The organism is Hyalangium ruber, from assembly GCF_034259325.1.
In the GTDB taxonomy this organism is placed as follows: Bacteria; Myxococcota; Myxococcia; order Myxococcales; family Myxococcaceae; genus Hyalangium_A; species Hyalangium_A rubrum.
Genome location: NZ_JAXIVS010000008.1, coordinates 135743 through 162185 on the forward strand (window position 1 = coordinate 135743; position 26443 = coordinate 162185).

Below are 26443 nucleotides of genomic sequence, written 5' to 3' on the forward strand. Positions count from 1 at the left end.
CAGGAGGGCGTATGGCCCGGAGCGAGTGGTTGAGGAGCCTTGGCGTCGAGGAGCCCCTCATCCTGGCTCCGATGGCCGGAGGGCCCTCGACCCCCGAGCTGGTCGCGGCGGTGTCGAACGCGGGCGGCCTGGGCTCACTGGGGGCCGCCTACCAGACACCGGAGCAGCTCACGCGGGACATCCAGCGCACCCGCGAGCTCACGGACAAGCCCTTCGGCGTGAACCTATTCGCGGGAGGGTACAAGGTCCCGGCGCAGGTCGATGCCGGGCCGATGCTGGCGCTGCTCTCCGAGGTGCATGAGGCGTACGGACTGCCGCCTCCCTCGCTTCCGGCGCTTCCGTCCGATCCGTTCCCCGAGCAGCTCGAGGCCGTGCTGGAGGCGCGGCCCGCCGTCTTCAGCTTCACCTTTGGCATTCCCTCCCGTGAGGTGCTCGCCCGTCTCAGGACGCGGGGGATCGCCAGCGTCGGAACGGCCACCACCCTCGAGGAGGCCCGCCTGCTGGTGGAGGCGGGAGTGGATGCGATCGCCGCGCAGGGAGCCGAGGCGGGAGGGCACCGGGGAACGTTCGCCAGCCCCTTCGAGCAGGCACTGGTCCCGATCCTGGAGCTCGTCGCCGGGATGGTGCGCGCCGTCTCGGTGCCAGTGATCGCCTCGGGAGGGTTGATGGACGGCCGGGACATGGCGGCCGCGATGAAGGCAGGCTCGAGCGCGGTTCAGCTCGGCACCGCGTTCCTGACCTGCCCCGAGTCGGGCGCGTCCGAGGCGTACAAGCGGGCGATCCTGGCCGCGAAGCAGGACACGACGGTGATTACCCGGGCGTTCTCCGGCCGACCCGCGCGAGGCCTCGCCAATACCTTCACCTCCAGGCTCCAGGGCCAGGAGCAGCTGATCCCCCCCTATCCCCTCCAGAACGCCCTGACGCGAGCCATGCGGACGGCTGGGGCGAAGCGGGGCGAGTCGGGCTTCCTGTCGCTGTGGGCAGGGCAGGGGGTGGCCCGGACGCGGGTCATGCCCGCGGGGGAACTCGTCCACCTCCTGCTCGAGGAGATGCGCCAGGCGCAATAGCGCCCGGGCTTCTCAGCTCAGCCAGAAGTAGGCGGAGGCGATGAGGGAGCGCTTCTCCGTCACCTTCGCCTTCTGCGTGAGGTCGGCGATCTGCCGATCCTTGGCGGCGTAGCGCTTCTCCTCCTCGTTGCGCAGGGAGGCCAGCTTGCGGCGGTACTCGCGCTCCAGCCGGTCCGCGTGCGCGCGCGCCTTCACCCGCTCCGAGGGCTCCTCGGCCGCCAGCACCACTTTGCGCGCCTCCACCCACTGCTCGCGCGCGTGCTCCAGGGCCTCGCGCGACTCGAGCAGGCAGTCCTCCGCGAAGCGGTCCGCGCGCTCCTTGGCCAGGTCCAGCTCCAGCGCGTTGCGGCGCTCGGCGGCGCGCAGCAGCTCGTCCTTGGCCGTCAGCAGCGCCTGCTCCTGGATCAGCGTCACCGACACGGGCTCCGGCTGCCGGCGCTTCTCCGGCTTGGCCGCGAGCTTCACGAAGTGCGCTCCGTCCGTCATCTGCAGCGCGCGGAAGGCGCCGTCACGCTCGCGCACCAGCACCAGGTGGACGAGCTTCTCCTCGGGCTTGAGGCCCGACAGCTCGAACTTGTAGACGAACCACCAGCCCTCGCAGCCCGCGAGCCGTGCCAGCCGAGAGGGCAGCCCCGCTGCGTCCAGCTGCAGGTAGCTGATGGCGTCGTGCGTCCGGTCCCGGACGGCATAGGCGGCCTTGGCCACCTGCAGCCGACCCGAGGCGCGGTTGCCCAGCACCGAGCCGGTGAGCGCGCGCGCCTCTTGCTGCCGCCGCGCGACCGCCGCCTGGGTCTGCTCGCCAGCGATGCGCAGCCTGCGGCGCACGTCTCCGTCGAAGCGCTCCAGCACCATGGAGCGCATCTCCGTCATGCGCGTGCTGATGCGCTGCCCCATGTCCGTGCGCAGCTTGTCGAAGGCGGCGTTGATCTCGTCCGGGTGGCGGCAGGACTGGTAGATGTCCAGCACCCGGCGCTCGAAGTCCACGCCGCTCTCCAGCGCGCCGAGGATCTCATCCGAAGCGCCGAACACGCCGTCGAAGAGGTTGAGCTTCTTCTCCAGCAGCTCGAACAGGCGCGCGTCCGCCGCGTTCTGCCGGTTGAGGAAGTTGATGACCAGCACGTCGCGCTGCTGGCCGTAGCGGTGGCAGCGGCCGATGCGCTGCTCCACGCGCTGCGGGTTCCACGGCAGGTCGTAGTTCACCACCAGGTTGCAGAACTGGAGGTTGAGTCCTTCGGCGCCGGCCTCGGTGCAGATGAGGATCTGCGAGCGGTTGCGGAAGTCCTCCACCAGCGCGCGCCGCTCCTCGGGCGTGGCCGCCACGTCGCCGGAGAGCAGGGAGATCTTCCCCTGGTAGCCGTTATCCGACAGGAGGTTGAAGAGGTACTGCTGCGTGCGCTTGGACTCGGTGAAGATGAGCGCCTTCTCCGGCCACTGGTGCGCCCGCATCACCGTGAAGGTGCGGTCCAGGGCGCGCTTGAGCGCCTCTCCCTTGGCGTTCACCTTGATGGAGTCGGCCAGGTCCGCGTACTGCTTCAGCTCCCACATCTCGTTCTGGAGCGTGCGGATGTTGGCGGGCTTGGCGGGATCGTCCGACCACTCCTCGCCCTCCTCGGCGTACTGCTTCACCTCGTCGGGCTCGAAGAGGGCCAGCGCTTGGGCGCCCAACTTGGCCGCCTCCAGGCGCTTCTCGAGGTTCTCGGCGAGCCGCCGCAGGGTGGGGGCGATGGCGTAGGTGGAGGAGGCCAGCAGCTTGCGGTAGCAGAGCGTCAGCAGCGTCTTCTTGCCCGGCTCGATGGCCGCGGCTTCCGAGCGCCGCAGGTACTCGCTCACCTTTTCGTAGAGATCCTGCTCGGCGGGGGAGGGCGCGAAGTCCTCCACGATGCTGCGGCGGTTGGTGTAGCGCACGTACTCGCGCACCTGCCGGCGCAGCGTGCGTTGCACCACGGGGGCCAGCCGCTCCTTGAGCTCCGAGACGGCTTCCTCCTGGAGCCCACCGGCCTCCGGGTCCACCTGGTAGCGGCTGCGGAAGGCGTGCTCCGGGCCGAGGATCTGCTCGTCCAGCAGCGACATGAGGCCGAACAGCTCCATCAGATCGTTCTGGAGCGGCGTGGCGGTCAGCAGCAGCTTGGGGCGACCGCTGAGCGCGGCGCGCAGGGCCTGGCCGGTCTTGTGGCTGCCCCGGTAGACGTTGCGCAGCCGGTGCGCCTCGTCGATGACGACCACGTCCCACGGAATCTCGGCCACCAGCGCGGCCTTGTTGGCGGCGAAGGGGTGCGAGCAGATGACGGGGAAGGGCTGGTCGAAGCAGTTGCCGGTGGCGCGCACGGTGCGGCCGTCGACCATGACGGACTCGAGATCGAACTTCTCGCGCAGCTCGCTGTTCCACTGGGCGCGCAGGGTGGCGGGGGCGAGGATGAGGATGCGCGTCTTTCCCTCGGCCATGAGCTGACCGATGGTGAGGCCCGCCTCGATGGTTTTGCCGAGGCCCACTTCGTCCGCGAGCATGCAGCCGCCGCGCGACAGCGAGTCGAGCGCGAACATGGCGGCTTCGACTTGGTGCGGGTTGAGATCGACCTTGGCCTCGGAGAGGGCGCCCGCGAGCCGATGGTGAGAATCGGCGCTGCGGATGGTGAGCTCCTCGGCGAGCATCCGCTCATGGAACGGGGTGAGTGCGCGACCCGCGTCCGCCTCGACCCGCGCCGCCGTAGCCGCCGCCGCCGCCGACACCTCGACTTCGACCCTCATTCCCCGCGCGACCTCCGCACCCAAGACCCGATCTCCCATCCGTTCGAGGACGCCCCGCCTCCAGTGGCGTGCGCGTGAAGCGGCGGACATTCTGTTGAGCGCAACAGGCATGTAAAGGGGGTCGTTGCGGAGGCCGAAAAATCGGCTCCGGAGCGATTGGCATGGTTCTTCTCCAGCGACGCGTCAGTGCCCATGTGTTCAGCGGTGGTTTCACAAGGCACTTGACGGCGGGCCCGAGAGTTCTCTCAGCCACCTGCGAGCGCCCTCTTCGTCGTTCGTCAGGAAGTCGAAGCACCCCGCGCGCACCTGCGCGATGAGCGGCTCATCGTGGGTGATGAGGTCCTGCATGTCCCAGGGAAAAGTGACCAGGGAGACGCGGGTCTCGACGTACTCCGGGTCCACGACCATGCGCTCCAGATAGCGCGAGTAGAGGTCGAAGAAGCGATCGACGCTGGAGGCGATGGGCACAGCGTGAATCACGGCATCGTGGGCGGAGATGTAGATGACGGGCTGAATGCCTCGTGAGTCAGCCAGCTTGGGAACAGTTCCGAGGTAGAGGGAGAAGCCCGTTTCCTTGCCGAAGACGACAGAGGCGTGGAAGCAGATGTCATCGTATCCCCTCATCCATTGGTTCTGCGGGATGAGGCCGTCCTCGTCCGAGCCAGGACCGAAGAGGGCGAAGGGCCCAAGCTCGGCGGCACCAAGGCGTTGGTAGACGTTGGCAAGCTGAGGGTCGAAGGCCGCACCCAGGATGGCTTCGCCCGGCTGCGGGGAGGAAGCTAGGGGTGGGGCGAGTTGTAGGGAGAGGCTGTGGCTCTGGCAGACGGCAATGAGTTGATCAAGCCCTGGCAGTGGAGTGTGGGGGCGCATCCGTCGTGTCTTTTTTGAGCGGCTGGCTCTGCCAATCAGAGCAGTCCACGTGCCTTGACGTGCAGGTAGGTGTTGATGGCAGCAGCGCCGAAACCCTTCGCGGGCGCACGCACCACCAGCACTCCCGAGTCTCGCAGCGTCACTGCGGTACGGCGGTACTCATCCTCCAGCCGCGCCGCCGCCTGTCGTGTGTAAGCGTCCTGCGGCGAGCGGGGCACTCCCGTGGCCGCGGCCTGCAGATCCTCGTCCAGAAGCGAGGCCACCACGGGCAGGTGGCGCGGGCGCAGCATGAGCGTTCGCGCCACCAACGTGCCCGAGGCATCCGGATCCACCAGATCCGTGAAGAGCACCACCATCGAGCGCCGCGAGTTGCGCGCGAAGGCGAAGTCATAGGCGCGCCCGTAGTCGCTCTCCTCGAGCGCCGCCTCGGCGCGGTAGAGCGCCTCGGTGAGCAGCCTCAGGTGCTCGCGGCCCTTGCGTGGCGGCAGGTACGTGCGCACGTCGCTGGCGAACGCCAACACTCCCACGAGGTCGCCCGCGTCCAGGCCCACCTTCGCCATGCGCAGCGCCGCGTCCACCGCGTGGTCCAGCTTGCGGCGGCCGTCCACCTTGCCCGCCATGTGGCGCCCACAATCCAGCAGCAGCAGCACCGGCTGGTTCCGCTCCGGCTGGTACACCCGCACCATGCTGCGAGCCCGTCGCGCCGAGGCCTTCCAGTCGATGGTGCGGTAGTCGTCCCCCGGCCGGTACTCGCGCAGGGACTCGAACTCGCGGCCCTCGCCAGGACGCCGCTGGGAGCGCTCGGCGGGGGCATCCGAAGCACGCGCCAACTCCAGCGCCTCCTTCGTCAGCGCCGTCAGGTCCGGGTACACCTTCACCGCTTGCGCTGCGGGAAGTCGCACCTGTCGCGCGCACAGTCCCAATGGTCCCAGCAGTCTCAGGTGAATGTCCCCAAACCGTAGATCCCCCCGAGCGGGAGGGCGCACCGTGTAGGTCAGCCGCGAGGGCCGGGGGCCTGGCGCCAGGGAGAAGCGCTGCCGGTGCCCCTGAACCGTTACCTCCGCAGGGGCTTCGTCCCGCGCCTCGCCCCGCACGGGCTTGTCCCGGCGGCACGTGAGCTCCAGATGCACGGGGTTGTCCACTCCGGAGCGCAGGATGGGCTCCACCTCGCGCCGCGTCTCCACATCCTCGGCGCGCGGAGCGGACAGGAAGTCCACCGCGCACAGCACCACCACCGCCACGTCGAGCGCCAGGGACAGCCAGCCGAACGCGGGGCTCGCCACGGCCAGCGCCGCCGGCACGAGCGCCCCCGCCAGCAGCGCCACGGCGAGCCCAGTGGGCACGGGGCGGCCCAGGCTCACCGGGGAACCTTCACCTGCTCCAGCGTCTGTCGCAGCACGTCGTCCGCGGTGACGCCCTCCACCTCGGCCTCGGCCTTGAGCAGCAGCCGGTGGTTCAGGACGCTGGGCACCACGGCCTTCACGTCGTCCGGGGTGACGAAGTCATTGCCCTGCAGCGCCGCGCGCGCCTTGGCCGCCGCCAGCACCGCCTGCGCCGAGCGGGGAGAGGCTCCCAGCCGCACCCTCGGGCTGGCGCGCGTCTCGCGGATCAGCTTCACCACATAGGACAGGATGGACTCATCACACGTGAGGCGCGCGGCCCGCTGCTGCAACTCCACCAGCGTGGGCATGTCCAGCACGCGCTCCACCGTTGGCTGCCGGCCCTCGCGCTGGTGGAAGCCGCGCAGCATGGCCATCTCCGCCTCGGCCTCCGGGTAGCCCACCCGCACCCGCATCAGGAAGCGGTCCAGCTGCGCCTCCGGCAGCGGGTAGGTGCCCTCCAGCTCTAGCGGGTTCTGCGTGGCCACCACGAAGAACTGCGGCGACAGCGGGTGGCTGGTGCCGTCGATGGTGACCTGACGCTCCTCCATCGCCTCCAGCAGCGCCGCCTGAGTCTTGGGCGGGGTGCGGTTGATCTCATCGGCCACCAGCAGCTCGGTGAACACGGGGCCGCGCACCAGGCGGAAGGAGTTCTCCGCCGGGTGGAACACGTTGGTGCCGACAATGTCGGTCGGCATCAGGTCCGGAGTGAACTGGACACGGGTGAACTGCAGGCCCAGCGCGGAGGCCATGCTGCGCGCGGCGAGCGTCTTGGCCACCCCGGGCACACCCTCCAGCAGCACATGGCCGCGCGCGAGGAAGGCCGTCACCAGATCGGCGATGACATGGGGCTGACCGAGCACCGTGGCGCCGAGCGCGGCGGTGAGTCGGGAGAGGGGCGTATCACTGGCCATTTAAGTGGGGCGCTCCTTCAACCCCAGCAGCGAGCCCGCCATCGCCGCCAGCCCGCCGAGCAACCCGATGAAGACGCCGAAGTCGGGCTTCGAGTTCATCATCGTGTCGTTGCCAATGGAGGCCGGCACCGCCGTGGCATCGACGGACAGCCGGATGAAGACCACGATGTAGAGCACGCAGAAGATCGACAGGCCCAGCTGCGCCATCCACGGCGCCAGCGGGTGGAGTCGAGGCATGGTCTGGCGCACCCGGAGGATGATGGTGCCCAGCAGGAGCAGCGCTCCGAGGAAGGCGATGAACCCCGAGCTCATCAGCCCGAGGATCTCTCCCTCGGTGGCCGTCACCTTCCAGGGCAGGAAGCAGGAGAACACGACGACGGCGCCTCCCACGAAGGCGATCTTGTCCGAGCGCGGCAGGTCGGTGATGAACTCCCGCGCGTCCTGCATGGCCTGCTCGGGCGCGACGATCTTCGAGTTCGTGCCGGTGAAGGTGCGCGCCGGCTGCGCGGGGGGCGGCATCGCCTGTCGCGGCGGGGGAGGGCGGTCCTCCTCGGGCTCGGCGCTGTCTCGCGGCTCGGGCTCGGGGGCGCGGCGCGGGGGCACGGAACGAACCCCCGGCTTCGTGGCGGGACGGGACTTCGGTGCGACCGAGGGCCGCGCGCCACTCTTGTTGGCAGTGGCCGCTGCGCGCGGCTTACCCGGAAGGCTCTTGGAGGCGCTGGCCGGGGGCCGCGAGCGTGGAGCGGGTGCGGCGGCTCGTGGGGCCTCGGCCGCCCCTGTCGACTCGTCATCGTCGCCGCCAGCGGCGGGTGGCTCCGAGGAGAGGAAGGACGAGTCGATGATGTAGTCGCACTTGGGGCAGATGGACGTGCCATCCGCGACCTTGGTGCCACAGCCGGGGCAGTTCAGAGCCTGTGCTCCTTGCGCGAGAAGACGGCCTCGCATCTTCTGGTGGCACGCCGGGCAAGTCAAACGCCTTACGGTGTAACCCCTGGATTTTAGCGGGGATTTGGCTTACGCCCGCGCCATGCGCCGCCTGCTCTCCGGTCTGTCTGCCTGCATCCTGGCCTGTTGGGTGTTTCCCGCGTGTGTCCGCTCCGTGCCCCTGCCCGAGGGGGTGGACGCCGAGACGATGGCGAGCCTGGGGGAGTGGGAGGATCGACGCTCGCTGGGAGAGGGGCAGCTCGTGGCGTGGGCTCAGGGAGGGAAGGGGGCTCCGGTGCGGGCCCGGGCCCTGCGCGCGCTCGCCCGGATCCAGGATCCCGCGACGCTCGACGTCATCCTCGCCGGCCTCACCGCCGCCGAGCCGGAGGTCCGGGACGAGGCCGCGTTCGCCGCGGGCGAGCTGGCGCTGTCCTGGGAGCCGCTGACGGACGAGGCGAAGGCCCAGCTCACGGAGGCGCTGCGGCAGGCGGAGGCGGTGGAGGCGGAGGCACGCGTTCAGCGCACGCTGCTGGAGTCCTTCAGCAAGCTGGCCACGGTGGGCGCGGTGCAGCGGCTCACCGAGCGGCTCACGGACGGGCGCGAAGGCGTGGCGGGGCGAGCGGCCCTGGCCCTGGGCGTGGCCGCACGTCGAGGCGCCTCCCTCGCGGAAGTGCGGCTCGAGCCGGTGAGCGCGTTGCTCGCCACGGAGCAGCCGGTGGAGTCGCGGTACGGGGCGACCTACCTCCTGGCCTACCTGCGGAGGCCGGCCGCGCTTGGGCTCCTGCGCCGATGCCTGTCCGACGCGGATCCGGAGGTCCGCGCCCTGTGCGCCAAGGGCTTCGCGGAGGTGGGAGGACCCGAGGACGCGGTCATCCTGGGCCGGCTGTTGGAGGATCCGGTGCCCCGCGTGGCGGCCGAGGCGGCCCGGACGCTGGCGAGAATCGCGGGGGGCTGCAGCGGTCCGTGTACCGCGCTGGAGGCGCTGGAGGCACTGAAGACCCGAGCCGCACGCATCGCGGCGGGAGAGTCCGCGGCGGGACATGCGCTGCTGGCGGTGGCCCAGCAGGGGCTGCCTTCATTCGGCCGTCCGATGCTGGAGGAACTGCGGCGCTCGCTCCAGGAGGCAGGCAAGCCCTCCTCGGAGGTGGCGGCGGATGACGTGGCGTGGCTCGACTGCCGGCTCGCCGCGGCGATGGACCGACAGACGGGAGCGCTCGCCGAGGTGCTGCGCTGTGGCGGAGGGCGAGTACACGAGGCGCGGCGGCTGGCGCTCGGTCTGCGCGAAGTGGCCCAGTCCCAGGATCAGGGCGGTGCGAAGGATGCGGTGGCCGCGCTGCGCCACCCGGACGCGCGGGTACGCCTGGCCGCGCTGGAGGCCGTGAGTGCGCGGCCTGTGCCAGAGGCGGTAGAGCCCCTCCGGGCCCTCATGGGCGGAGAAGATCTGGTAGCCGCCGGAGGCGCGGCCGCGGCCGCCGGTGAGCTGAAGGCCACCGAGGCCCTGCCCGAGGTGCATGCGCTGGCGGCGCGGGTGTCCCATGAGCCGGACCTGGCGGCTCCGGTGGCGGGAGCCCTGGTGGCGCTGGCGGGCAAGGAGGCGGAGCCGGTGTTCCGCGCGTGGCTGACGCACCCTCACGCCAACGTGCGCCGCGTGGCGGCCGAGGCCCTCACCGGACTCACGGGCCAGCCCGTGCGCTCGGCTCGCGTGGAGCTTCCTCCGGACACCTTCCGCCCGCCCGCCGCGCCCGCCGGAGCCACGCTCACCTTCCGCACCCGCAAGGGAGACTTCACCGTCGCACTGGACGCCGAGCAGGCGCCGCGCACCTCGGGCAACCTCTACGCCCTGGCGCGCAAGGGCTACTTCAAGAACATCCGCTTCCACCGCGTGGTGCCGGACTTCGTCGCGCAGGGCGGCGATCCGCGCGGGGACGGGGAGGGCGGCCCTGGCTACTCCATCCGGTGCGAGATGACGCGCCGCCCGTACCTGCGCGGCGTCATCGGCATGGCGCTGGCGGGCAAGGACACCGGCGGCAGCCAGTTCTTCTTCACGCACACGCCGCAGCCGCACCTGGACGGCCGCTACACCGCCTTCGGCGAAGTCACCCAGGGCATGGAGGTGGTGGACGCCCTGCTGGAGGGCGACGTCATCCTCGAGGTGAGCGTCGAGCCCTGAGGGCGCGAGCCGGGCTCAGGCCGCCGGGAGCGACAGGTCGCCGAAGCGCTTGAGCTCGTGCGCCTCCATCTCCTCGACCTGCGAGCGGATGCGAGCCCACTCCGAGTCCGGCACGCGCATGAACGCGTTGGCCAGCGCCGGATCGAACTGCGAGCCGGAGCAGCGCTGGATCTCATCCTGGGCGATCTGCAGCGGCCGGCCCTTGCGATAGGGCCTGTCCGAGGTGATGGCGTCCAGCGTGTCCACGATGGAGAAGATGCGCGCGCCGATGACGATGTTCTCCCCGGCGAGCTTCTGCGGGTAGCCCTTGCCGTCCCAGCGCTCCTGATGCTGCAGGACGATGACGGAGGCCTCGCGCAGGTAGGGCATCTTCGCCAGCATCCGGAAGCCGAACTCCGGGTGCTTGCGCATCTCCTCCCACTCGTCGGGCGTCAGCGGCCCGGGCTTGAGCAGGATGGAGTCGCGCACGCCGATCTTCCCGATGTCGTGCAGCAGCGCGCCTTGCTCCACCACGTCCAGCGCGCCGCCCGTCAGGCCGATCTCCTCGGCCAGCCGCCGCGCGTACAGGGACACGCGCCGCGAATGCCACTGCGTCTCCGTGTCGCGGTAGTCCAGGGCGCTGATCAGCCCCTCCAGCAGCCCCGAGGTGCGCTCCACCACGCGCCGCTCCAGCTCGCGGTTGATGGCCGTCAGCTCGGCGTTCTTCTCGGCCACCTCGCGGGTGAGGCGCTCGTTGGCCTCCACCAGCCGGTAGTGCTCGAACGCCTGGCGTACGCTGCTCGTCAGGTCCGCCAGCGACCAGGGCTTGCCCAGCAGGCGGTACACCTCGCCGCGGTTGACGGCCTCGGAGGCCGTGCGGAAGTCGGCCGCCGCCGTCAGCATCAGCCGCACCGCGCGCGGGTTCTTCTCTCGCAGCGCCGACAGCAGCTCGATGCCGTTGAGAAACGGCATCATGAAGTCCGTCAGGACGACCTGGAATCCCTCTTCGCGTGCGGCTTGGACCGGGTCGTTGTGTGTGACGACCTCGTAGCCCTCGGAATGGAGAATGCGGGAGAGCGCGGCGAGGATTCGCACGTCGTCATCCACCACGAGGATGCGGTCCATGTGTTCAAAGTCTCCGACGTAAGGCAGGGTCAGCGAGGCCCCTTATACACGCCTTCAGTCGAGGGCAGACAGGGGGGCCTGATCCGGGAATGAAGTATCGCTTTTGCCGAACCCCCCAAACCGTTGGGCAAGGACCCCGCACCCTACGTCCTTGACAGCCAACTGGCGCTTGCCTGTCCGGCTGGGGGTGGTTTATGGTGCGCCAGGGCGCATTGATTGTGTCTAACCCCCTGAATTCTGGAGTGTTCTCCGATGGCTAGAGCCCTCGAAGGGCCGGTGCCGGTGGTGGTCATGGGGCTTGGGTTCATCGGGCAGGAGATTGCCCGCGCGGCGCTTGCTTCCTCGGAGGTCGAGCTGATTGGCGCGGTGGACACCAGCCCCCAGCTGAACGGTCGCCCGCTCGCCGAGGTGCTGGGCCAGCCCGTCGGCAAGCTGAAGGTCTCCGACTCGCTGGAGCGCGCGCTGGGTCGTCGCAAGGGCGCGGTGCTGTTGCATGCCACCGGCTCTCGGCTGCCGCAGGTGATGGATCAGCTGCTGGAGGCCGTGAAGCTGGGCGTGCCCGTGGTCTCCACGTGCGAGGAACTGGCGTTTCCCTTCCTCAAGCACCCGGAGCTGGCCGACAAGTTGGATCGAGCAGCGCAGAAGGGCGGCGTGGCGGTGCTGGGCACGGGCGTCAACCCAGGCTTCGTGATGGATCGGCTGGTGGCCACGGCGGGGCAGGCGTGCGGCCCGGTGCGGCGCGCCTCCGTCACCCGCGTGGTGGACGCGCGCACCCGGCGCGAGGCTCTGCAGCGCAAGGTGGGCGCGGGGCTGACGGAGGACGAGTTCTTCGCCCTGGTGGACAAGGATCAGCTGGGCCACGTGGGGCTGGTGGAGTCGGCGGCGCTGTGCGCGCTGGGGCTCGGCCTGGACTGTGACGACTATGAGGAGGAGGTGGCTCCGGTGATGGCCGAAGAGGACATCTCTGGAGGGGCGTTTCCGGTACGCAAGGGGCGGGTGGCGGGCATTTTCCAGTCCGTGGTGGGATTGGATGATGGGCAGGAGCGGGTGCGGCTGGAGCTGACCATCGCCGTGGGGGCGGAGGACCCGCGCGATCGCATCGAGATCGACGCGGAGCCGAAGATCGTCGTGGAGATCCCGGGGGGCGTTTCGGGTGACCGGGCTACCGCGAATTCGCTGGTGAACGCCGCGCCGCGCCTGACGGCCGCGGAGGCGGGGCTTCTGACCGTGCTCGAACTTCCAGCCGGTCGCTAGGAATCAAGGGAGGGGACATGTTGGACAAGAACGCGATTGGCCGCTCTTCGCCGCCAACGCTCAACGAGGTGGAGAAGGGGTCCATCCGACGCTTCGCCGAGGCGATTGGCGACTACAACCCCATCTACTACGACGAGGAGTACGCCCGGGCCTCCGGCTACCCCACCATCGTGGCGCCTCCGACCTTTCCGGCCTCGTTCCACTCCGCGGCGGATCTGCGGGAGTTGCTCGGGGTGGGCATCAAGAGCCTGCTGCACGCCGAGCAGGGCTTCGAGTACGAGCGGCCCATCTTCGCCGGTGACCGCATCTATGTGGCCACCAAGGTGGCCGACGTGCTCGAGCGCAGCGGCCCCGCCGGGAGGATGGATGTGGCCGTCATCGAGGACGAGGGTCGGGATGAGGAAGGCAACCTGGTCTTCCGGGCCCGCCGCACGCTGATCGTCCGCGCCTCGAAGGAGAACACCTGATGCCCGCGCGCAAGCTCTACTTCGAAAGCATCCGGGTCGGTGACGAGCTGCCGGCGCTCGCCAAGGCGCCGGTGGACCGCGTCCAGCTCTCCCGCTACGCGGGGGCCAGCGGGGACTACAACCCGGTGCATGTGGACGAGGTCTACGCCAAGAGCGTGGGCATGCCGTCCGTGTACGCCCCGGGCATGCTCATCATGGGCATGCTGGGCCAGCTCATCAGCGACTGGGCGCGCGGCGGTCAGCTGCGTCGCTATGGCGTGCGCTTCATCAAGATGGTGTGGCCGGGCGACACGGTGGTCTGCAAGGGCCGGGTGAGCGACCGGCACGGCTCCGGCGGCCGCTACTTCGTCGAGATCGACCTGTGGGCGGAGAACCAGCGGGGCGAGCTGCTGATGAAGGGCCAGTCCGTCATCCAGCTCTTCTACTCGCTGGAGGACGAGAACCGGCAGCGCGCCGGCCAGGCGCCCATCGTCGTCGAGGTGCCCCGCGAGAGCATCCTGACCACGCCCGCCCAGGGAAACGGTGAGGGCGAGGGAGCAACCGAGGAGACGGGCGCCAAGAAGGCCCCTAGCAGCGCCAAGAAGTCGGCCAAGACGGCCACGGCGCCCACCCCGGCTCCCATGCCCGGGGCGGCCAAGAAGCCCAAGAAGTAGGACGATTTCGGACACGCCGAATGAAGTGGGGTGGACACCCCACGACGCGTGGCGTCACTTGCGGTTGACTCTGGAATCAATCGACGTAACACTTCTTCTCGTCACTGGACGCCGCTGACCGCAATTGGCCAGGCAGCGAGCTCCAGGCGACGGGAGAAGCCATGTCCGCCGGTATCAACAGCTACAAGACAGATCTTCGGGAAATCTTCTTCACCCTCTTCGAGCAGTTCGGGTTCGAGGGGGTAGCGGGCCAGGCGCCTTTCGAAGCCTGGGGGCCGGAGGAGGCCAAGGCGGTCCTCCAGGAGACCTACCGCTTCGCCAAGGAAGTCCTGGGGCCTCTGAACTCCACGGGTGACCGGGAGGGGTGCCGAATTGAAAACGGCACGGTGATTACGCCCAAGGGCTTCAAGGATGCCTGGCAGAAGCTCTACGAGGCGGGCTTCAAGACGGTGGGCGTGAGCCCGGAGCACGGCGGCCAGGGCTCGCCGATGATGCTGCAGGTGGCGGTGGAAGAGATGCTGTGCGGCTCCAACGCGGCCTTCAACATGTACCCGGGGCTGTCCTACGGCGCGGCGGAGCTGATCGGCGAGTGCGGCACGCCGGAGCAGCAGAAGAAGTTCGTGGAGAAGTGCCTCAACGGCACGTGGGGCGGGACGATGTGCCTCACCGAGCCGCACGCGGGCTCGGACGTGGGCGCGGCCAAGACGACGGCGCGTCGCAACGGGGACGGCACCTACAGCATCCGCGGCACGAAGATCTTCATCTCCGCCGGTGATCATGACCTGGCCGAGAACATCATCCACCTGGTGCTGGCGCGCGTGGATGGCGCTCCGGCGGGCACCAAGGGCCTGTCGCTGTTCATCGTCCCGAAGCTTCGCGTGGGCGCTGACGGCAGCTCGGGCGAGTCCAACGACGTGTCGCTGGGCTCCATCGAGCACAAGATGGGCATCAACGGCTCGGCCACCTGTGTGCTGAACTTCGGCGAGAACGACAAGTGTCTCGGCGAGCTGGTGGGCGGCGTCGAGCACATCGGCATGAGCCAGATGTTCAAGATGATGAACGGCGCGCGCATCGCCGTGGGCATCCAGGGCCTGGGCCTGGCGTCGGCGGCGTACTTCAACGCGCTGGACTACGCCAAGGAGCGCAAGCAGGGCGGCCACTTCACCAAGTGGAAGGATCCGAGCTCGCCGCGCGTGCCCATCATCGAGCACCCGGACGTACGCCGCATGCTGCTGGAGATGAAGGCGCACGTGGAGGGCATCCGCGCGCTGATCATCAAGCTGGCGATGCACACCGACAAGGCGAAGCAGCTGTCGGGCCGGGATGATGACCAGGCGGCCTACCACCGCGGGCAGGTGGAGGTGCTCACCCCGCTGGTGAAGGCGTACTCGTCGGACCAGGCGTTCCGGCTGTGCGCGCAGGCCATCCAGGTGTACGGCGGCGCGGGCTTCTGCAAGGACTACCCGGTGGAGCAGTACTGCCGCGACTCGAAGATCTTCTCCATCTACGAGGGCACCAACCACATTCAGGCCATGGACCTGGTGGGCCGGAAGCTGGGCCAGGCAGGCGGCGCGCACTTCCAGCAGTTCATGGGCGATGTGGGCGGCTTCATCGAGGCCAACCGCGAGCACAAGACGTTCGGCACCGAGGTGAAGGTGCTGGCGGGCGCTCAGGAGGGGCTGATGTCCAGCGCCATGGTGCTGCTGGGCTGGTCGCAGGACCCGAGCAAGGTGTCGCTGATTCCGCTGTCGGCCAACCGCTTCCTGCAGATGATGTCCGAGGTGGCGGTGGGCTGGCTGCTGCTGGAGGCGGCGGTGCTGGCGGAGAAGAAGATGGAGGCGCTGTCGGCCTCGGATCCGGACCGCGCCTTCTACGAGGGCAAGAAGTGGAGCGCGCTGTGGTACGCGCGCAACGTGCTGCCCACCGTGGAGCAGTCGGCCCGGCTGCTGGTGACCGAGGACGCCTCGCCCATGCAGATCCCGGACGCGGCCTTCGCGGCGCCGGTGTAACGCTTCGCCCTGAAGGTTCCACGGCCACTCGGGTTCGACCCCGGGTGGCCGTTTCCTTTTCAGAACGCCACGGGGAGTCGCTCCAGGCCGTGGATGAGCAGCCCGCTGCGCCACCGGAGCGTGGAGGGCTCCACGGCGAAGCGCAGGCGGGGCAGGCGCTCCAGCAGCAGGGGCAGGGCGATCACGGCTTCCAGCCGGGCCAACGGGGCGCCGAGGCAGAAGTGGCCTCCGGAGCCCAGGGCGATGTGCCGGTTGGGCTCGCGGGCGATGTCGAACCGCTCGGGCGCGTCGAACTGCTCCGCGTCATGGTTCGCCGACAGCAGCGCGGCCATGATCATCTCCCCGGCGGGGATGAGCTGCCCTCGGAACTCGGTGTCCTGGAGGGCGAAGCGGCTGGTGCTGTGCCGTACCGGGCCGCAGTAGCGGAGGATCTCCTCCACCGCCGAGTCGATGAGGGTGGGGGAGGCCCGCAGGCGCTCCAGTTGCTCGGGGTGGTGCAGGAGCGCCCAGACGCCGTTGCCGATGAGGTTCACAGTCGTCTCATGGCCCGCCACGATGAGCAGGAACACCATGCTCATCAGCTCCACGGGAGAGAGTCGGTCCCCCTGCTCCTCGGCGGCGAGCAGGGCGCTGGTGAGGTCGTCCCGAGGGTCGGCGCGGCGCCGGGCCAGGAAGTCCTGGAGGTACTGCTGGAACTGCATCGCGGTGCGCCGCAGGGGCTCGAGGTTGCCCCCCGCGGGAGGGCTGAGCAGGGTGAGGGTCCATGCCCTGAAGCGGTCCTGGTCCTCGACAGGCACTCCGAGCAGCTCGGCGATCACGGTGATCGGCAGCGGAAAGGCGAACGCGTCGAGCAGATCCACGCTGCCCTCGGGCGGCAGCTCCTCCAGGAGCCGTTGGGCGATGGCGGTGATGCGCGGGCGCAGGTCCTCCACCTGGCGCGCGGTGAAGGCCTTGGCCACCAGCGCGCGCAGCCGGGTGTGCGCCGGGGGATCGGCGTTGAGCATGTGCTTGTCGAGCTGGCCGATCTCCCCCACCCGGAAGTAGCGGTGCCGGTCCGCCTCGGACAGCTTGTACCGGTCCTTGGTGAAGCGCCCGTCGCGCAGCAGCTCCACCGCGTCCTTGTAGCGACTGACCACCCAGAGGGGGGCGCGCTGGTTGGGACTCAGGACGCGCGCGATGGGGGCCTCCCGCCGCATCCGGGCGTAGAGGGGCAGGAAATCGCGGAGAGTCTCCTGTGACCAGAGGTCGAACGGGTGGACCGGGCGTTCCATGGGCCCGTCCTTATATGGCTACTCGCCCTCGCGCACACCGATGGCGAGCTGGCCCAGGCCGGCCTTCTTGGCCAGCTCCATCACCTGCACCACGGTGCCGTGGGGCACGCCCTCGTCGGCCTGGACGATGACCACCGTGTCGGGGTTCTCCGTCTTGGCCTTGTCGAAGGCGCTGCGCAGCTCGTCCTCGGTGACGATGTTGCCGCCCAGCACGTACTGCCCGTTGGCGAGCACCGCCACGGACACGTCCGTGGCGCGCGCCGTCACGTCCGCGGCCCCGCCCTTGGGCAGGTTCACCTTGAGGCCCGCCTTGGCGCCGCCCCCAGGGCCCTGCTGGACGATGACAGTGCTGGTCACCATGAAGATGATGAGCAGCACCAGGAACAGGTCCGTCAGCGGGGTGATGTTGATCTCCGCGAAGACGCCCTCGGAGCCCTCGTCATCATCGCTCCCCGGAATCTTTCCCATGGCCATGTGTGGACCCTCGGCTCAGGCGTGGGGAGCGTCGCCGCGGGCGGCGGGCTCCGGGGGGGTGGGGGAGAGAGGCTGGGTGGGGCGCTCCTTGAGCAGCTCCACGAACTCGTCACCGAGCAGGCGCAGCTCCACGAGCACGCGCGCCAGCCGCGCCTGGAAGTAGTTGTAGAAGACCATCGCCAGCACCGCGACGAGGATGCCCACCGCCGTGGCGATGAGCGCCTCGGAGATGCCCTGCATCACCGTGGCGGTGCCGCCGGTGCCGCCCGACTCCACGTCCAGGCCCAGGTCCTTGAAGGAGCGCATGATGCCGGCCACGGTGCCGAACAGGCCCACGAAGGGGGACAGCGAGCCGATGGTGGCAAGCACCCACAGGTTGCGCCGCAGCCGCAGGCCCACCTGGGCGCGCTCGCGCTCCACGGCCGACTCCAGAGCGCCCCCGTTGAGCTTCACCCGCTCCAGCCGGTCGAAGCCGGCCAGGAACATGTCCGCCACCGCGGCGTTCGACCGCTCGGCGGCTGTGCGGGCGGCGGCCACATCCCCGCGCAGCAGGTGCTTGTTGACGGTCTCACCCAGAGTGCGCGAGTGCTCGCTGACGCCCCAGAGGGTGATGAGGCGCTCGATGGCCACCCCCAGCGCCACCACGGAGGCGATGAGGAGGATGGCCATGGTGACGCCACCCAGGCGGAGATAGTGGAGAAGTTCAGTCAGGCTCATGGAATGGTGGCCATCCGGCTCGGCGAAGATCGAGACTTACGCCATGAACCGCGCGCTCGCAGCAATCTTCCTGGTCCTCGTCTGTTCTGGCTGTCCCAAGCGCATCGAGTTCGGCCCGGAAGGTCCCATTGAAGACCCGGAGAAGCTCTTCGAGCTCACCGTGCAGGCACAGGCCAACGTGGTGACCCTCCAGGGGGACGCCAAGCTCCGGGTGGACTCCCCCCAGGCCAGCGGCACCCTGTCCATGTTCCTGGCCATCTCCCGCCCGGGCCTGCTGCACATGGAGACCTTCGACTTCTTCAACCGCCCGGTGGCGGCGCTGGTGTCGGACGGACAACGCTTCGGGCTGTACCAGACCGAGGGCAACGTTTTCTACCAGGGGCCGGCGAGCCCCGAGAACGTGTCGCGCTTCCTGCCGGTGGTGCTGCCGAGCGAGGAGCTGGTGGCCGTGATGCTCGGGCAGGTGCCCCTCATCCCCGCCGAGCGCAAGACGCTGGAGCTGGACCGGGGCGAGGGCGTCTACGTGCTCACGCTCCACCGGGGCCCGGTGACGCAGAAGCTCCACGTCCACACCAAGTACCACCGGGTGGTGCGCAGCGAGGTGCGGGGCGTGCCCGGCTACGACCTGGCCTTCGAGGACTTCAAGGAGAAGGGCACGGTGGTGTTCCCCGGCGAGGTGAAGCTCATCGCCAAGGTGGCGGGGACGGAGCTGCGGCTGCGCTACAGCGATGTGTCACTCAACGGCCCGCCGGACCTGACGCTCTTCGAGCTGAGCCCGCCCGAGGGGGCTCGGGTGGTGGAGGTGGATGCCCGAGGCCGGGAAATCCAGCCCTCGCCCGCCCCCCCGCCCCCCGGACCGCCCGGTTCTTGAGCCGAAGCATGTCGGGAAATGCGCTGCAACGGCCCAACTCGGTCTAAAATGGCCCTCTTACGGGGACTGGCAGGTTTCCCCCCGGATGCGACATGGCACAGATCAAGCTCGGTGAACTGCTGATCAAGGCGAACGTGCTCCAGGAGGGCCAGCTCAAGGCCGCCCTGGCGGAGCAAGCGAAGTGGGGCGGCAAGCTGGGAGAGATCCTGGTCCGCATGAGTCTGGTGTCCGAGGACATCCTGGTTCGCGCCTTGTCCAAGCAGCTCAACATCCCCGCGGTGAACCTGGACGCCGTCCAGATGATCCCCCCGCACGTGCGCGCCAAGATTCCGGCGCAGACGGCGCGTGACTTCGCGGTGCTTCCGCTGCAGCTGAGGGACGACGGCAAGACGCTGGTGGTGGCGGTGGCCGACCCGCTCAACGTGCGCCACCTCGATGAGCTGCGCGCCATCAGCAAGTGCCGCATCATCCCCAACGTGGCGGGGCGCACCTCCATCGCTCGCGCCTATGCCCGCCTCTACGAGGAGAACGCGGAGCTGGGCGACGCGGACACCAACTTCAAGGTGCTCGACGCGCAGGGCCGCACCGTCGTGAAGAACTTGGCCGCGGTGGATGGTGCGCCCCCTCCGCCTCAGGCGCAGCAGGCGCCGCCGCCTCCGCCGCCTCCGCCCCGGGCGACCGCCTCCCGGCCGTCCATGTCGGACGTGCCCGCCGTCAGCAAGGCCGCGACGACCAGCCCCACCGAGCTGCTGAAGACGGTGGAGGAGGTGCAGCGCAAGGAGGTCGCCGCCCTCAAGGCCATGGTGGAGCTGCTCATCGAGAAGGGCGTTTTCTCCCGCGAGGAGTACCTCGCCAAGGTCAAGCGGTAGCCTTCGCCCATGCGCAAGAAGATCGGGGAGCTGCTCATCGAATCGGGGGCCGCGACGGAGGCGCAGGTGCGCACCGCGCTCGGCCAGAAGCGGACGTATGGCCATAGCCACCGCCTCGGCTCGGTGATGGTGGCCATGGGGATGATTACCCCCAAGCAGCTCGCGCGGGCGCTGGCTACCCAGTTCGATCTGCCCTTCGTGGAGCTGCCGGAGATTCCTCCCGAGGTGACCGCGCTGCTCTCGGTGGACTTCCAGGCCGAGCATCGCGTCGTGCCCTTCCGCCTCGAGGTGGAGGGCAAGACGGAGCGGCTGCACGTGGCGGTGGAGGATCCGGGCGATCTGTCCGTGGTGGACGAGCTGCGCTTCCAGCTCCGCAAGACGCTGCGCGTGTGCGTGGCCTCCTCCGACGACATCGACACCGCGCTGATGATGGCGCGCGGCGAGAAGCTCGACATCGTCCAGGCCCTCCCGCTGGAGGAGGAGGGTGGGGCCGGGGAGATGAAGATCGAGCGCGGCGCGTCTGCCGTGCAGGCGAACTGGGCCGGCCCGGGTCGGCCTCCGCCCCCCGTGCTGACGCCTTCGCCCGCCACCCCGCCGCCTCCCCCCAAGGAGGCGGGCGCCGACTTCATCGACGATCTGCTGGGCACGGCTCCCAAGGCCAAGGCCACCCCGCCGCCTCCGCCGCCCCCGGATCCCGAGCCGGAGCCGAAGGGGCCGCGCGTGCCGGTGGTCATGTTCGGTGGTGCGGCCAAGAACGTGAAGCCGCCGCCGCCGCCGGTGCCGCCCGACTTCTCCGAGGAGGATCTGCGGGTGCTCGACAGCATCGAGCGCATCTCCAAGGGCGAGGAGCCCGAGCCCTCGGCTCCCTTGCAGAAGATCATGCCCGCGCAGATGGTGGCCGCGCTCGTCCGCCTGCTCATCAAGAAGCGCGTCATCCAGGAAGAGGAGTTCCTGGCTGAGCTGTCCCAGAAGTAAGCATGACCGAGCCCACCTCCGCGCCGCTCCTGGACGTCCGTGGCCTGAAGACCCGGTTCTCCCTGGAGGAGGGCTCGGTGCTGGCGGTGGATGACGTGTCCTTCTCCATCCCGCCGGGTGGCACGCTGGGTGTGGTGGGGGAGAGCGGCTGCGGCAAGAGCGTCACCGCCCTGTCGGTGATGCGGCTGGTGCCGGACCCGCCGGGCCGCGTGGTGGCGGGCGAGGTGCGCTTCCAGGGCCGGGAGCTGCTGGGCCTGCCCGAGGAGGAGATGCGCCGCATCCGCGGCAACAAGATCGCGATGATCTTCCAGGAGCCGATGACCTCGCTGAACCCCGTCTATACGGTGGGCGAGCAGATCGGCGAGGCGGTGCGGCTGCACCAGCGGCTGGACCGGAAGCAGGCGAGGGCGCACGCGGTGGAGATGCTGCGCCAGGTGGGCATCCCCGCTCCCGAGCAGCGCGTGGACGCCTACCCGCACCAACTCTCGGGCGGCATGCGCCAGCGGGTGATGATCGCCATGGCGCTCTCGTGCAACCCGGCGCTGGTCATCGCCGACGAGCCCACCACCGCGCTGGACGTGACGATCCAGGCGCAGATCCTCGACCTGCTCAAGCGGCTGCAGGCCGAGCGCGGCATGGCGGTGATGCTCATCACCCATGACCTCGGCGTGGTGGCGGAGAGCTGCGACGCGGTGGTGGTGATGTACGCCGGGCGAGTGGTGGAGCAGGCCTCGGTGAAGGCGCTGTTCCGCCAGCCCGCGCACCCGTACACGGCGGGCCTGCTGCGCTCCATCCCGTCCTTCCACGACACGCTGGGCGCGCACGGGGCAGGGGAGCGCCCGCGCCTCAAGACCATCCCCGGCATGGTGCCGAGCCTGCGCCACCTGCCCGGCGGCTGCCGGTTCCGGGACCGCTGCGAGCGCGCGTTGGAGGTGTGCGCGAAGGTGGATCCGCCCCTCGAACTCAAGCGCGACGGCCAGTCCGCCGCGTGCCACAACCCGGTGCCCGCGCCATGACCGAGCCCTTGCTCCAGGTGCGCGGCGTGAAGACGCACTTCCCGGTGCGCGGCGGCGTGCTCGGGCGGGTGCGCGGCACGGTGAAGGCCGTGGACGGGGTGAGCTTCGACGTGGTGCGCGGCGAGACGCTCGGCCTGGTGGGAGAGAGCGGCTGTGGCAAGAGCACCCTGGGCCGCACGCTGCTGCGCCTCCTGGACCCCACCGAGGGCTCCATTCGCTTCGAGGGGCAGGAACTGACCGGCCTCTCGCAGCGCCAGCTCCGGCCCCTGCGCCGGCGCATGCAGCTCATCTTCCAGGACCCGTACGCCTCGCTGAACCCGCGCATGACGGTGCGCGACATCATCGGCGAGCCGTTCGCCATTCACGCCCTGGCCCAGGGCCGCGAGCGCGAGGAGCGGGTGCTGGCGCTGCTCGACTTGATGGGGCTGCCTCGCGACGCCATGGAGCGCTATCCGCACGAGTTCTCCGGCGGCCAGCGCCAGCGCATCGGCATCGCGCGCTCCATCGCGATGAAGCCGGACCTGGTCATCGCCGACGAGCCCATCAGCGCGCTCGACGTGTCCATCCAGGCGCAGATCGTCAACCTGCTGGTGGACCTGCAGCGCGAGCTGAAGCTCACCTATGTCTTCATCGCGCACGATCTGAAGATCGTCGAGTACATCTCCACGCGCGTGGCGGTGATGTACCTGGGGAAGATCGTCGAGCTGGCGAGCGCCGCGGACCTGTACCGCCAGCCGCGCCACCCGTACACGCAGGCGCTGCTGTCGGCCGTGCCGGTGCCGGACCCCGAGCGCAAGAAGGCGCGCATCATCCTCCAGGGGGATGTGCCCTCGCCGCTCTCGCCTCCGCCCGGCTGCGCCTTCCACCCGCGCTGCCCCTACGCCTTCGAGCGCTGCCGGCGCGAGACGCCTCCTTTATATGCGCTGGGCAATGGCCACACCGCCGCCTGCTTCCTGGTGGAGAAGGATGCCCAGGCCCCAGCGGAAACCCCCGCCTCAGGAGGGCCACCAGGTGTTCTGGCTCAGTCACCATCGGGAGGATGAGTACAACCGCACCTACGTGCTGGGCGGAGTGCGCGTCTGCGCGCGATGCCTGGGCACCTATCCGGTGATGGTGGTGGCCATGGTGGGCCTGTTCGCCGTGCGCGCCCCCTTGAGCTGGGAGTGGGACGTGCCGGTGGTGCTCGGCCTCACCCTGCCGGCCCTCGTGGACTGGGCCATTGGACGCTTCCGGCCCGCCAGCGGCTCCAACCTCGTGCGCACGCTGACGGGGATTTTGCTGGGGCTGGCGCTCGCCCGCTCCCTCCACGTCCATGTGCAGCGCCCCTTGCCCACCGTGTTGCTGGCCCAGGCCGCCCTCGTGACAGCCGTCGCCGTCCCTGTCATTCTCGCCACTTACCGAAGGCCACGCCCCGACTAGACCCAATCGCCGCTTCGCCCGTTGAAGGCAGCGGTAGGGGACGGGGACAAACCCGTGGCCTCGTGACGGGGGTGTGGTGGGACCGGAGACCTCAGACGAGGGGCTGATGCTCGCCTTCCGGGCGGGAGACGCCCGTGCGTTCGAGACGCTGGTGCGAAGGCACCGGACGCCGGTCTTCAACTTCATCCTGCGCTTCACGGGGCACCGGACGCGGGCGGAGGACGTGCTGCAGGAGACGTGGCTGAAGGTGGTACGCAGCGCACGGGAGTACGAGCCCAAGGCGAAGTTCACGACCTGGCTCTATACGATTGCGAGGAACCTCTGCGTGGACAGCGCGCGCAAAGAGAGCTACCGGCAGGCCTCCTCCCTGGAGGCTCCCGCCGGTGCCAATGCCGGGGGCGACGAGGGTCGGCCTCTCGGAGAGGGGCTCCCGGACACCGGGGCCAGCCCCGAGCGCGGCGCGTACAACGCCCGGCTCCGGCCCCTGTTGGAGCGCGCCCTGGCCAGCCTGCCGGAGGAGCAGCGCGAGGTGTTCGTGCTGCGTGAGTACAGCGGCATCGCCTTCAAGGACATCGCCGAGGTGACGGGCGTCTCCGAGAATACGGTGAAGAGCCGGATGCGTTACGCCCTGGAGGGCCTGAGACGGAGGCTGGCGGAGATGGGCGTGGATGGGGACCTGGCCGAGGACGGAAGGACGGTGGCGGGATGAAGCCCCAGAACCTCCATGCCCATGAGGACCGGCTCCTCGACTTCGCCTACGGCGAGCTGCCCGCGCACGAGGCGCTCGCGGTGGAGTCCCACCTCCAGGGCTGTACTCGCTGCACCGAGGCGCTGGAGGGCATCCGCGGGGTGCGCTCCACCATGGCGCACCTCTCCCTGGAGCCCGCTCCCGACGCGGGCCTCGAGTCGCTGATGGCGTACGCGCAGCAGGCCGCCCGCAACGCGGCCGCGGGCCCGGCGCCCAAGCCAACCTGGTGGCGGCGCTGGCTCGTGCCCGCCATGGGCATCACCGCGGTGAGCGTCTTCGGGCTCGTCACGGTCCAGGTCAGCAAGACGGTGAAGCTGCAGCCGAACCTCACCGAGGCGGCCGCCGTGTCGAAGAACGAGGATGTGCTCGCATTCCCCTCGCCCGAGCCTCAGGCTCCGACGGCGCCGCCGCCGCCTGCCCCGGCGACGGCCGCGCCCGTGGCGCGGGCCACCCCGCCGCCGCCGTCGCCGCCCGTGCGGCTGGACGACAGCGTGCGCGAGAAGAGCAAGGATCTCGAGGCGGACTGGAGCAACGTGGGCGCCGGTAAGGTCCTTGCGCGCGACGAGGCCGAGCAGAAGGTCGCCGACAAGAAGGCATCCAGGAAGGAATACAACTACGATCGGCGCGACGCGATGACGCAGTCCGGGGCGTTCTCCAAGCCCAAGCCGATGCTGGTGGGCTCAGCGCAGGGAGGGGGCCCCACCACGCCGGTGGCCTCCGCGCCTCCGCCGGCTCCTGCCGCCGAGGAGCCCATGCCCGCCGCCGCTCAGCCCTCGATGGAGGGGGCTGCGATGGATGACGCTGTGATGGCGGAGGCGGAGGTGCAAGAGCAGGCGCCGTATCGCGGCGGGCTCAGCCTCAACAAGAAGGCCAAGGGCAAGACGGCGGCCCCCGCCAAGACGGCCTCCACGCGCGACCTCGACGGCACCGAGGAGTCGTTCGATGAGGTGTTCGGGGAGCGCGCGAGGAGCTCCGAGGCCCGGCGCGAGAAGCCAGCCGACATGCCTGCGCCCGCTCAGGCTCCCGCCCCGGTGAGCGCGGGCGCTGCGCCCTCGGGGCGGATCGTGGCTCAGACGCAGCCTTCGCGCGCCGAGCTGTCGCAGCAGGCCACCGCGGCGCTCCGCTCGGGCAACCGCGTGCGCGAGGCCGAGCTGCTGCGCCAGGCGCTGGCGTCCGGGGCCGTCGGCGAAGAGCGCCTGAAGCTGCTCAACCAGCTCTGTGACGCGGAGTTCGCCATCGGCCGGCGGCAGGCCGCCTTCGAGGCCTGCAATCAGGTCCTGGAGGAGGGCCCTCGCTCCGTTATCGCCAACGAGGCCCGGAGCCGTCTGCGTCAAGAGGCGCCGGCCGCCATGCCCAGCTCGGGCTCTCGGGAGCCGGCCAAGGCGGATCAGATGAAGGCTCCCGCGGCCGCCACCCCCGCGGAGGCCCCGTAAGGGGCTGGATTTACTCCACATGCTTCCCAGCCCGCTTCACCGGGAGTGAAAGTCGGAGGGTGTAGGCAGAGGCGGTCCAATTGACCGATGCGCCCGCCTTTCCTTACTCCCGATAATGAACACATGGATTCTGGGGAGTCGTGTCGGGAGTCGGGACAGGCCGCGGTCGAGGCGGCGCTGATCATGCCGCTGATGGTCTTCATGACGCTGGGGATCATCCAGCTCACGATGATCCAGCACGCGAAGCTGATGACGGAGTACGCCGCCTACCAGGCGGCGCGAGCGGGCATCGTCTGGAACGGTAACAACGAGCGCATGCATGACGCGGCCATCGTGGCGCTGCTGCCGACGATGGGCCGTACGGACAAGGCCAGTGAGCTGCTGCTGACGTGGGCGAAGCACCAGGCCTATGACACGGCCATGCGCTCGCTGGCGTGGACCGCCACGCGGGTGCGGCCGCCGGCTTCGTTCAACGGCTCGAACCTCTTTGGCGTCATTCGGGTGGACACCATCAACCCGGCCTACTTCACGCCCATCGACACCATCTGGAAGCTGCGCACGGGAGCCAACTGGCAGGAGCTGGACTTCGACGGCGCCGACAGCTTCCCCGAGGTGCCGGCGCTCGAGGACAACATCCGCAAGTTCTTCAACCTGCCGGAGCCGGACGACTCGGAGACGGTGTACCGCAAGGCCACACGGCTGACGATTCGCCTGCGCTACTGGTACGAGATGCGGGTGCCGTTCGCCAACTGGGTCATCTTCACGTCCTGGTATGCCTCCAACGCGCGCGTGGCGCTCTACGGCGCCATCGATCGGCCCACGCTGTCCAAGAGCAACATGCTCAACAAGACCTCGAACGTCTCGGCCCTGCAGTTCCGAGCGCGGGGCATGGACCACGAGCGTGGCTACAACACCTTGTACGCGCCGGAGATGTGGGTGCTATGGGGGCTGGCCAACGGCAGCATCCCGCTCGTCTCGGATCTGGTGGGCAAGCGCTACTTCCTGCCGCTGACGGCCACCCACACCATGCGCATGCAGTCCAACTTCCACCGGAAGTGGATCCTGCACCTCAACCCCGATTGGGGCCTCTAGGT

At 69.6% G+C, this 26443-nt stretch carries 24 protein-coding genes; 15 read left to right on the forward strand and 9 right to left on the reverse strand.

What is annotated here, in order from left to right; translation table 11 throughout:
• Positions 1-11: 11 nt before the first annotated feature.
• Positions 12-1067 carry an NAD(P)H-dependent flavin oxidoreductase gene (locus tag SYV04_RS23650; RefSeq protein WP_321548134.1) on the forward strand — a complete coding sequence of 352 codons (1056 nt, stop codon included), beginning with the start codon at positions 12-14 and terminating at the stop codon, positions 1065-1067.
• Between the two features lie 12 nt (positions 1068-1079).
• Here SYV04_RS23650 and SYV04_RS23655 read toward each other — a convergent pair whose 3' ends face one another.
• The 5 genes from SYV04_RS23655 to SYV04_RS23675 form a co-directional block, all read right to left on the reverse strand.
• On the reverse strand, positions 1080-3812 hold the full coding sequence (locus SYV04_RS23655) for an SNF2-related protein (RefSeq protein WP_321548135.1): 2733 nt from the start codon (positions 3810-3812) through the stop codon (positions 1080-1082).
• A 210-nt stretch (positions 3813-4022) separates the two neighbouring features.
• Positions 4023-4436, reverse strand: a complete 414-nt coding sequence (locus SYV04_RS23660) for a hypothetical protein (protein WP_321548136.1) — start codon at positions 4434-4436, stop codon at positions 4023-4025.
• 281 nt (positions 4437-4717) lie between these two features.
• Positions 4718-6043, reverse strand: coding sequence for a DUF58 domain-containing protein (locus SYV04_RS23665; protein WP_321548137.1), 1326 nt, complete (start codon positions 6041-6043; stop codon positions 4718-4720).
• Entirely contained in the window at positions 6040-6975 is a 936-nt protein-coding gene (locus SYV04_RS23670; RefSeq protein WP_321548138.1) for an AAA family ATPase, read from the reverse strand. The genes SYV04_RS23665 and SYV04_RS23670 overlap by 4 nt, the downstream gene beginning before the upstream one ends.
• On the reverse strand, positions 6976-7920 hold the full coding sequence (locus SYV04_RS23675; protein ID WP_321548139.1) for a hypothetical protein: 945 nt from the start codon (positions 7918-7920) through the stop codon (positions 6976-6978). It abuts the gene before it with no gap.
• 82 nt (positions 7921-8002) lie between these two features.
• On the opposite strand from SYV04_RS23675, the gene SYV04_RS23680 reads away from it, so the two are divergent.
• On the forward strand, positions 8003-10069 hold the full coding sequence (locus SYV04_RS23680; RefSeq protein WP_321548366.1) for a peptidylprolyl isomerase: 2067 nt from the start codon (positions 8003-8005) through the stop codon (positions 10067-10069).
• Between the two features lie 15 nt (positions 10070-10084).
• Here SYV04_RS23680 and SYV04_RS23685 read toward each other — a convergent pair whose 3' ends face one another.
• Positions 10085-11173, reverse strand: coding sequence for an HD domain-containing phosphohydrolase (locus SYV04_RS23685; protein ID WP_321548140.1), 1089 nt, complete (start codon positions 11171-11173; stop codon positions 10085-10087).
• Positions 11174-11425: 252 nt separating this feature from the next.
• On the opposite strand from SYV04_RS23685, the gene SYV04_RS23690 reads away from it, so the two are divergent.
• The 4 genes from SYV04_RS23690 to SYV04_RS23705 all read left to right on the forward strand — a co-directional run bounded on the left by SYV04_RS23690 (position 11426) and on the right by SYV04_RS23705 (position 15556).
• Entirely contained in the window at positions 11426-12427 is a 1002-nt protein-coding gene (locus SYV04_RS23690; protein ID WP_321548141.1) for an NAD(P)H-dependent amine dehydrogenase family protein, read from the forward strand.
• A 17-nt stretch (positions 12428-12444) separates the two neighbouring features.
• The gene (locus SYV04_RS23695) at positions 12445-12894 is read left to right on the forward strand and encodes a MaoC family dehydratase N-terminal domain-containing protein (RefSeq protein ID WP_321548142.1); all 450 of its coding nucleotides are present in this window, start codon (positions 12445-12447) and stop codon (positions 12892-12894) included.
• Complete coding sequence (locus SYV04_RS23700) at positions 12894-13547, forward strand: MaoC family dehydratase (protein WP_321548143.1); 654 nt, start codon at positions 12894-12896, stop codon at positions 13545-13547. Before SYV04_RS23695 ends, SYV04_RS23700 begins: the two co-directional genes overlap by 1 nt.
• Positions 13548-13708: 161 nt before the next feature.
• Positions 13709-15556: an acyl-CoA dehydrogenase gene (locus SYV04_RS23705; protein ID WP_321548144.1), complete on the forward strand. Its 1848-nt coding sequence runs from the start codon at positions 13709-13711 to the stop codon at positions 15554-15556.
• 59 nt (positions 15557-15615) lie between these two features.
• Here SYV04_RS23705 and SYV04_RS23710 read toward each other — a convergent pair whose 3' ends face one another.
• From SYV04_RS23710 to SYV04_RS23720, 3 genes are read right to left on the reverse strand one after another with little or no spacing between them, the layout of a single operon-like run.
• Entirely contained in the window at positions 15616-16827 is a 1212-nt protein-coding gene (locus tag SYV04_RS23710) for a cytochrome P450 family protein (RefSeq protein WP_321548145.1), read from the reverse strand.
• A gap of 18 nt (positions 16828-16845) precedes the next feature.
• On the reverse strand, positions 16846-17301 hold the full coding sequence (locus SYV04_RS23715; RefSeq protein WP_321548146.1) for an ExbD/TolR family protein: 456 nt from the start codon (positions 17299-17301) through the stop codon (positions 16846-16848).
• A 15-nt stretch (positions 17302-17316) separates the two neighbouring features.
• Positions 17317-18018, reverse strand: a complete 702-nt coding sequence (locus SYV04_RS23720) for a MotA/TolQ/ExbB proton channel family protein (protein WP_321548147.1) — start codon at positions 18016-18018, stop codon at positions 17317-17319.
• Positions 18019-18061: 43 nt separating this feature from the next.
• Between SYV04_RS23720 and SYV04_RS23725 the strand changes: the two genes are divergently transcribed.
• The 9 genes from SYV04_RS23725 to SYV04_RS23765 all read left to right on the forward strand — a co-directional run bounded on the left by SYV04_RS23725 (position 18062) and on the right by SYV04_RS23765 (position 26441).
• Entirely contained in the window at positions 18062-18889 is an 828-nt protein-coding gene (locus SYV04_RS23725) for a DUF4292 domain-containing protein (protein WP_321548148.1), read from the forward strand.
• A 92-nt stretch (positions 18890-18981) separates the two neighbouring features.
• Positions 18982-19758 carry a cyclic di-GMP-binding domain-containing protein, MshE-related gene (locus SYV04_RS23730; protein WP_321548149.1) on the forward strand — a complete coding sequence of 259 codons (777 nt, stop codon included), beginning with the start codon at positions 18982-18984 and terminating at the stop codon, positions 19756-19758.
• A gap of 9 nt (positions 19759-19767) precedes the next feature.
• Positions 19768-20733 (forward strand): GspE/PulE/PilB domain-containing protein, encoded by a 966-nt coding sequence (locus tag SYV04_RS23735; protein ID WP_321548150.1) that lies wholly within the window; start codon positions 19768-19770, stop codon positions 20731-20733.
• Between the two features lie 2 nt (positions 20734-20735).
• Positions 20736-21749: an ABC transporter ATP-binding protein gene (locus SYV04_RS23740; protein WP_321548151.1), complete on the forward strand. Its 1014-nt coding sequence runs from the start codon at positions 20736-20738 to the stop codon at positions 21747-21749.
• Entirely contained in the window at positions 21746-22792 is a 1047-nt protein-coding gene (locus tag SYV04_RS23745) for an ABC transporter ATP-binding protein (RefSeq protein WP_321548152.1), read from the forward strand. Before SYV04_RS23740 ends, SYV04_RS23745 begins: the two co-directional genes overlap by 4 nt.
• Complete coding sequence (locus tag SYV04_RS23750) at positions 22761-23168, forward strand: DUF2085 domain-containing protein (RefSeq protein ID WP_321548153.1); 408 nt, start codon at positions 22761-22763, stop codon at positions 23166-23168. The genes SYV04_RS23745 and SYV04_RS23750 overlap by 32 nt, the downstream gene beginning before the upstream one ends.
• A 73-nt stretch (positions 23169-23241) precedes the next feature.
• The gene (locus SYV04_RS23755; protein ID WP_321548154.1) at positions 23242-23877 is read left to right on the forward strand and encodes an RNA polymerase sigma factor; all 636 of its coding nucleotides are present in this window, start codon (positions 23242-23244) and stop codon (positions 23875-23877) included.
• Positions 23874-25349, forward strand: coding sequence for an anti-sigma factor family protein (locus SYV04_RS23760; RefSeq protein WP_321548155.1), 1476 nt, complete (start codon positions 23874-23876; stop codon positions 25347-25349). The genes SYV04_RS23755 and SYV04_RS23760 overlap by 4 nt, the downstream gene beginning before the upstream one ends.
• 123 nt (positions 25350-25472) lie before the next feature.
• Positions 25473-26441 carry a TadE/TadG family type IV pilus assembly protein gene (locus SYV04_RS23765; RefSeq protein ID WP_321548156.1) on the forward strand — a complete coding sequence of 323 codons (969 nt, stop codon included), beginning with the start codon at positions 25473-25475 and terminating at the stop codon, positions 26439-26441.
• Positions 26442-26443: the final 2 nt, after the last annotated feature.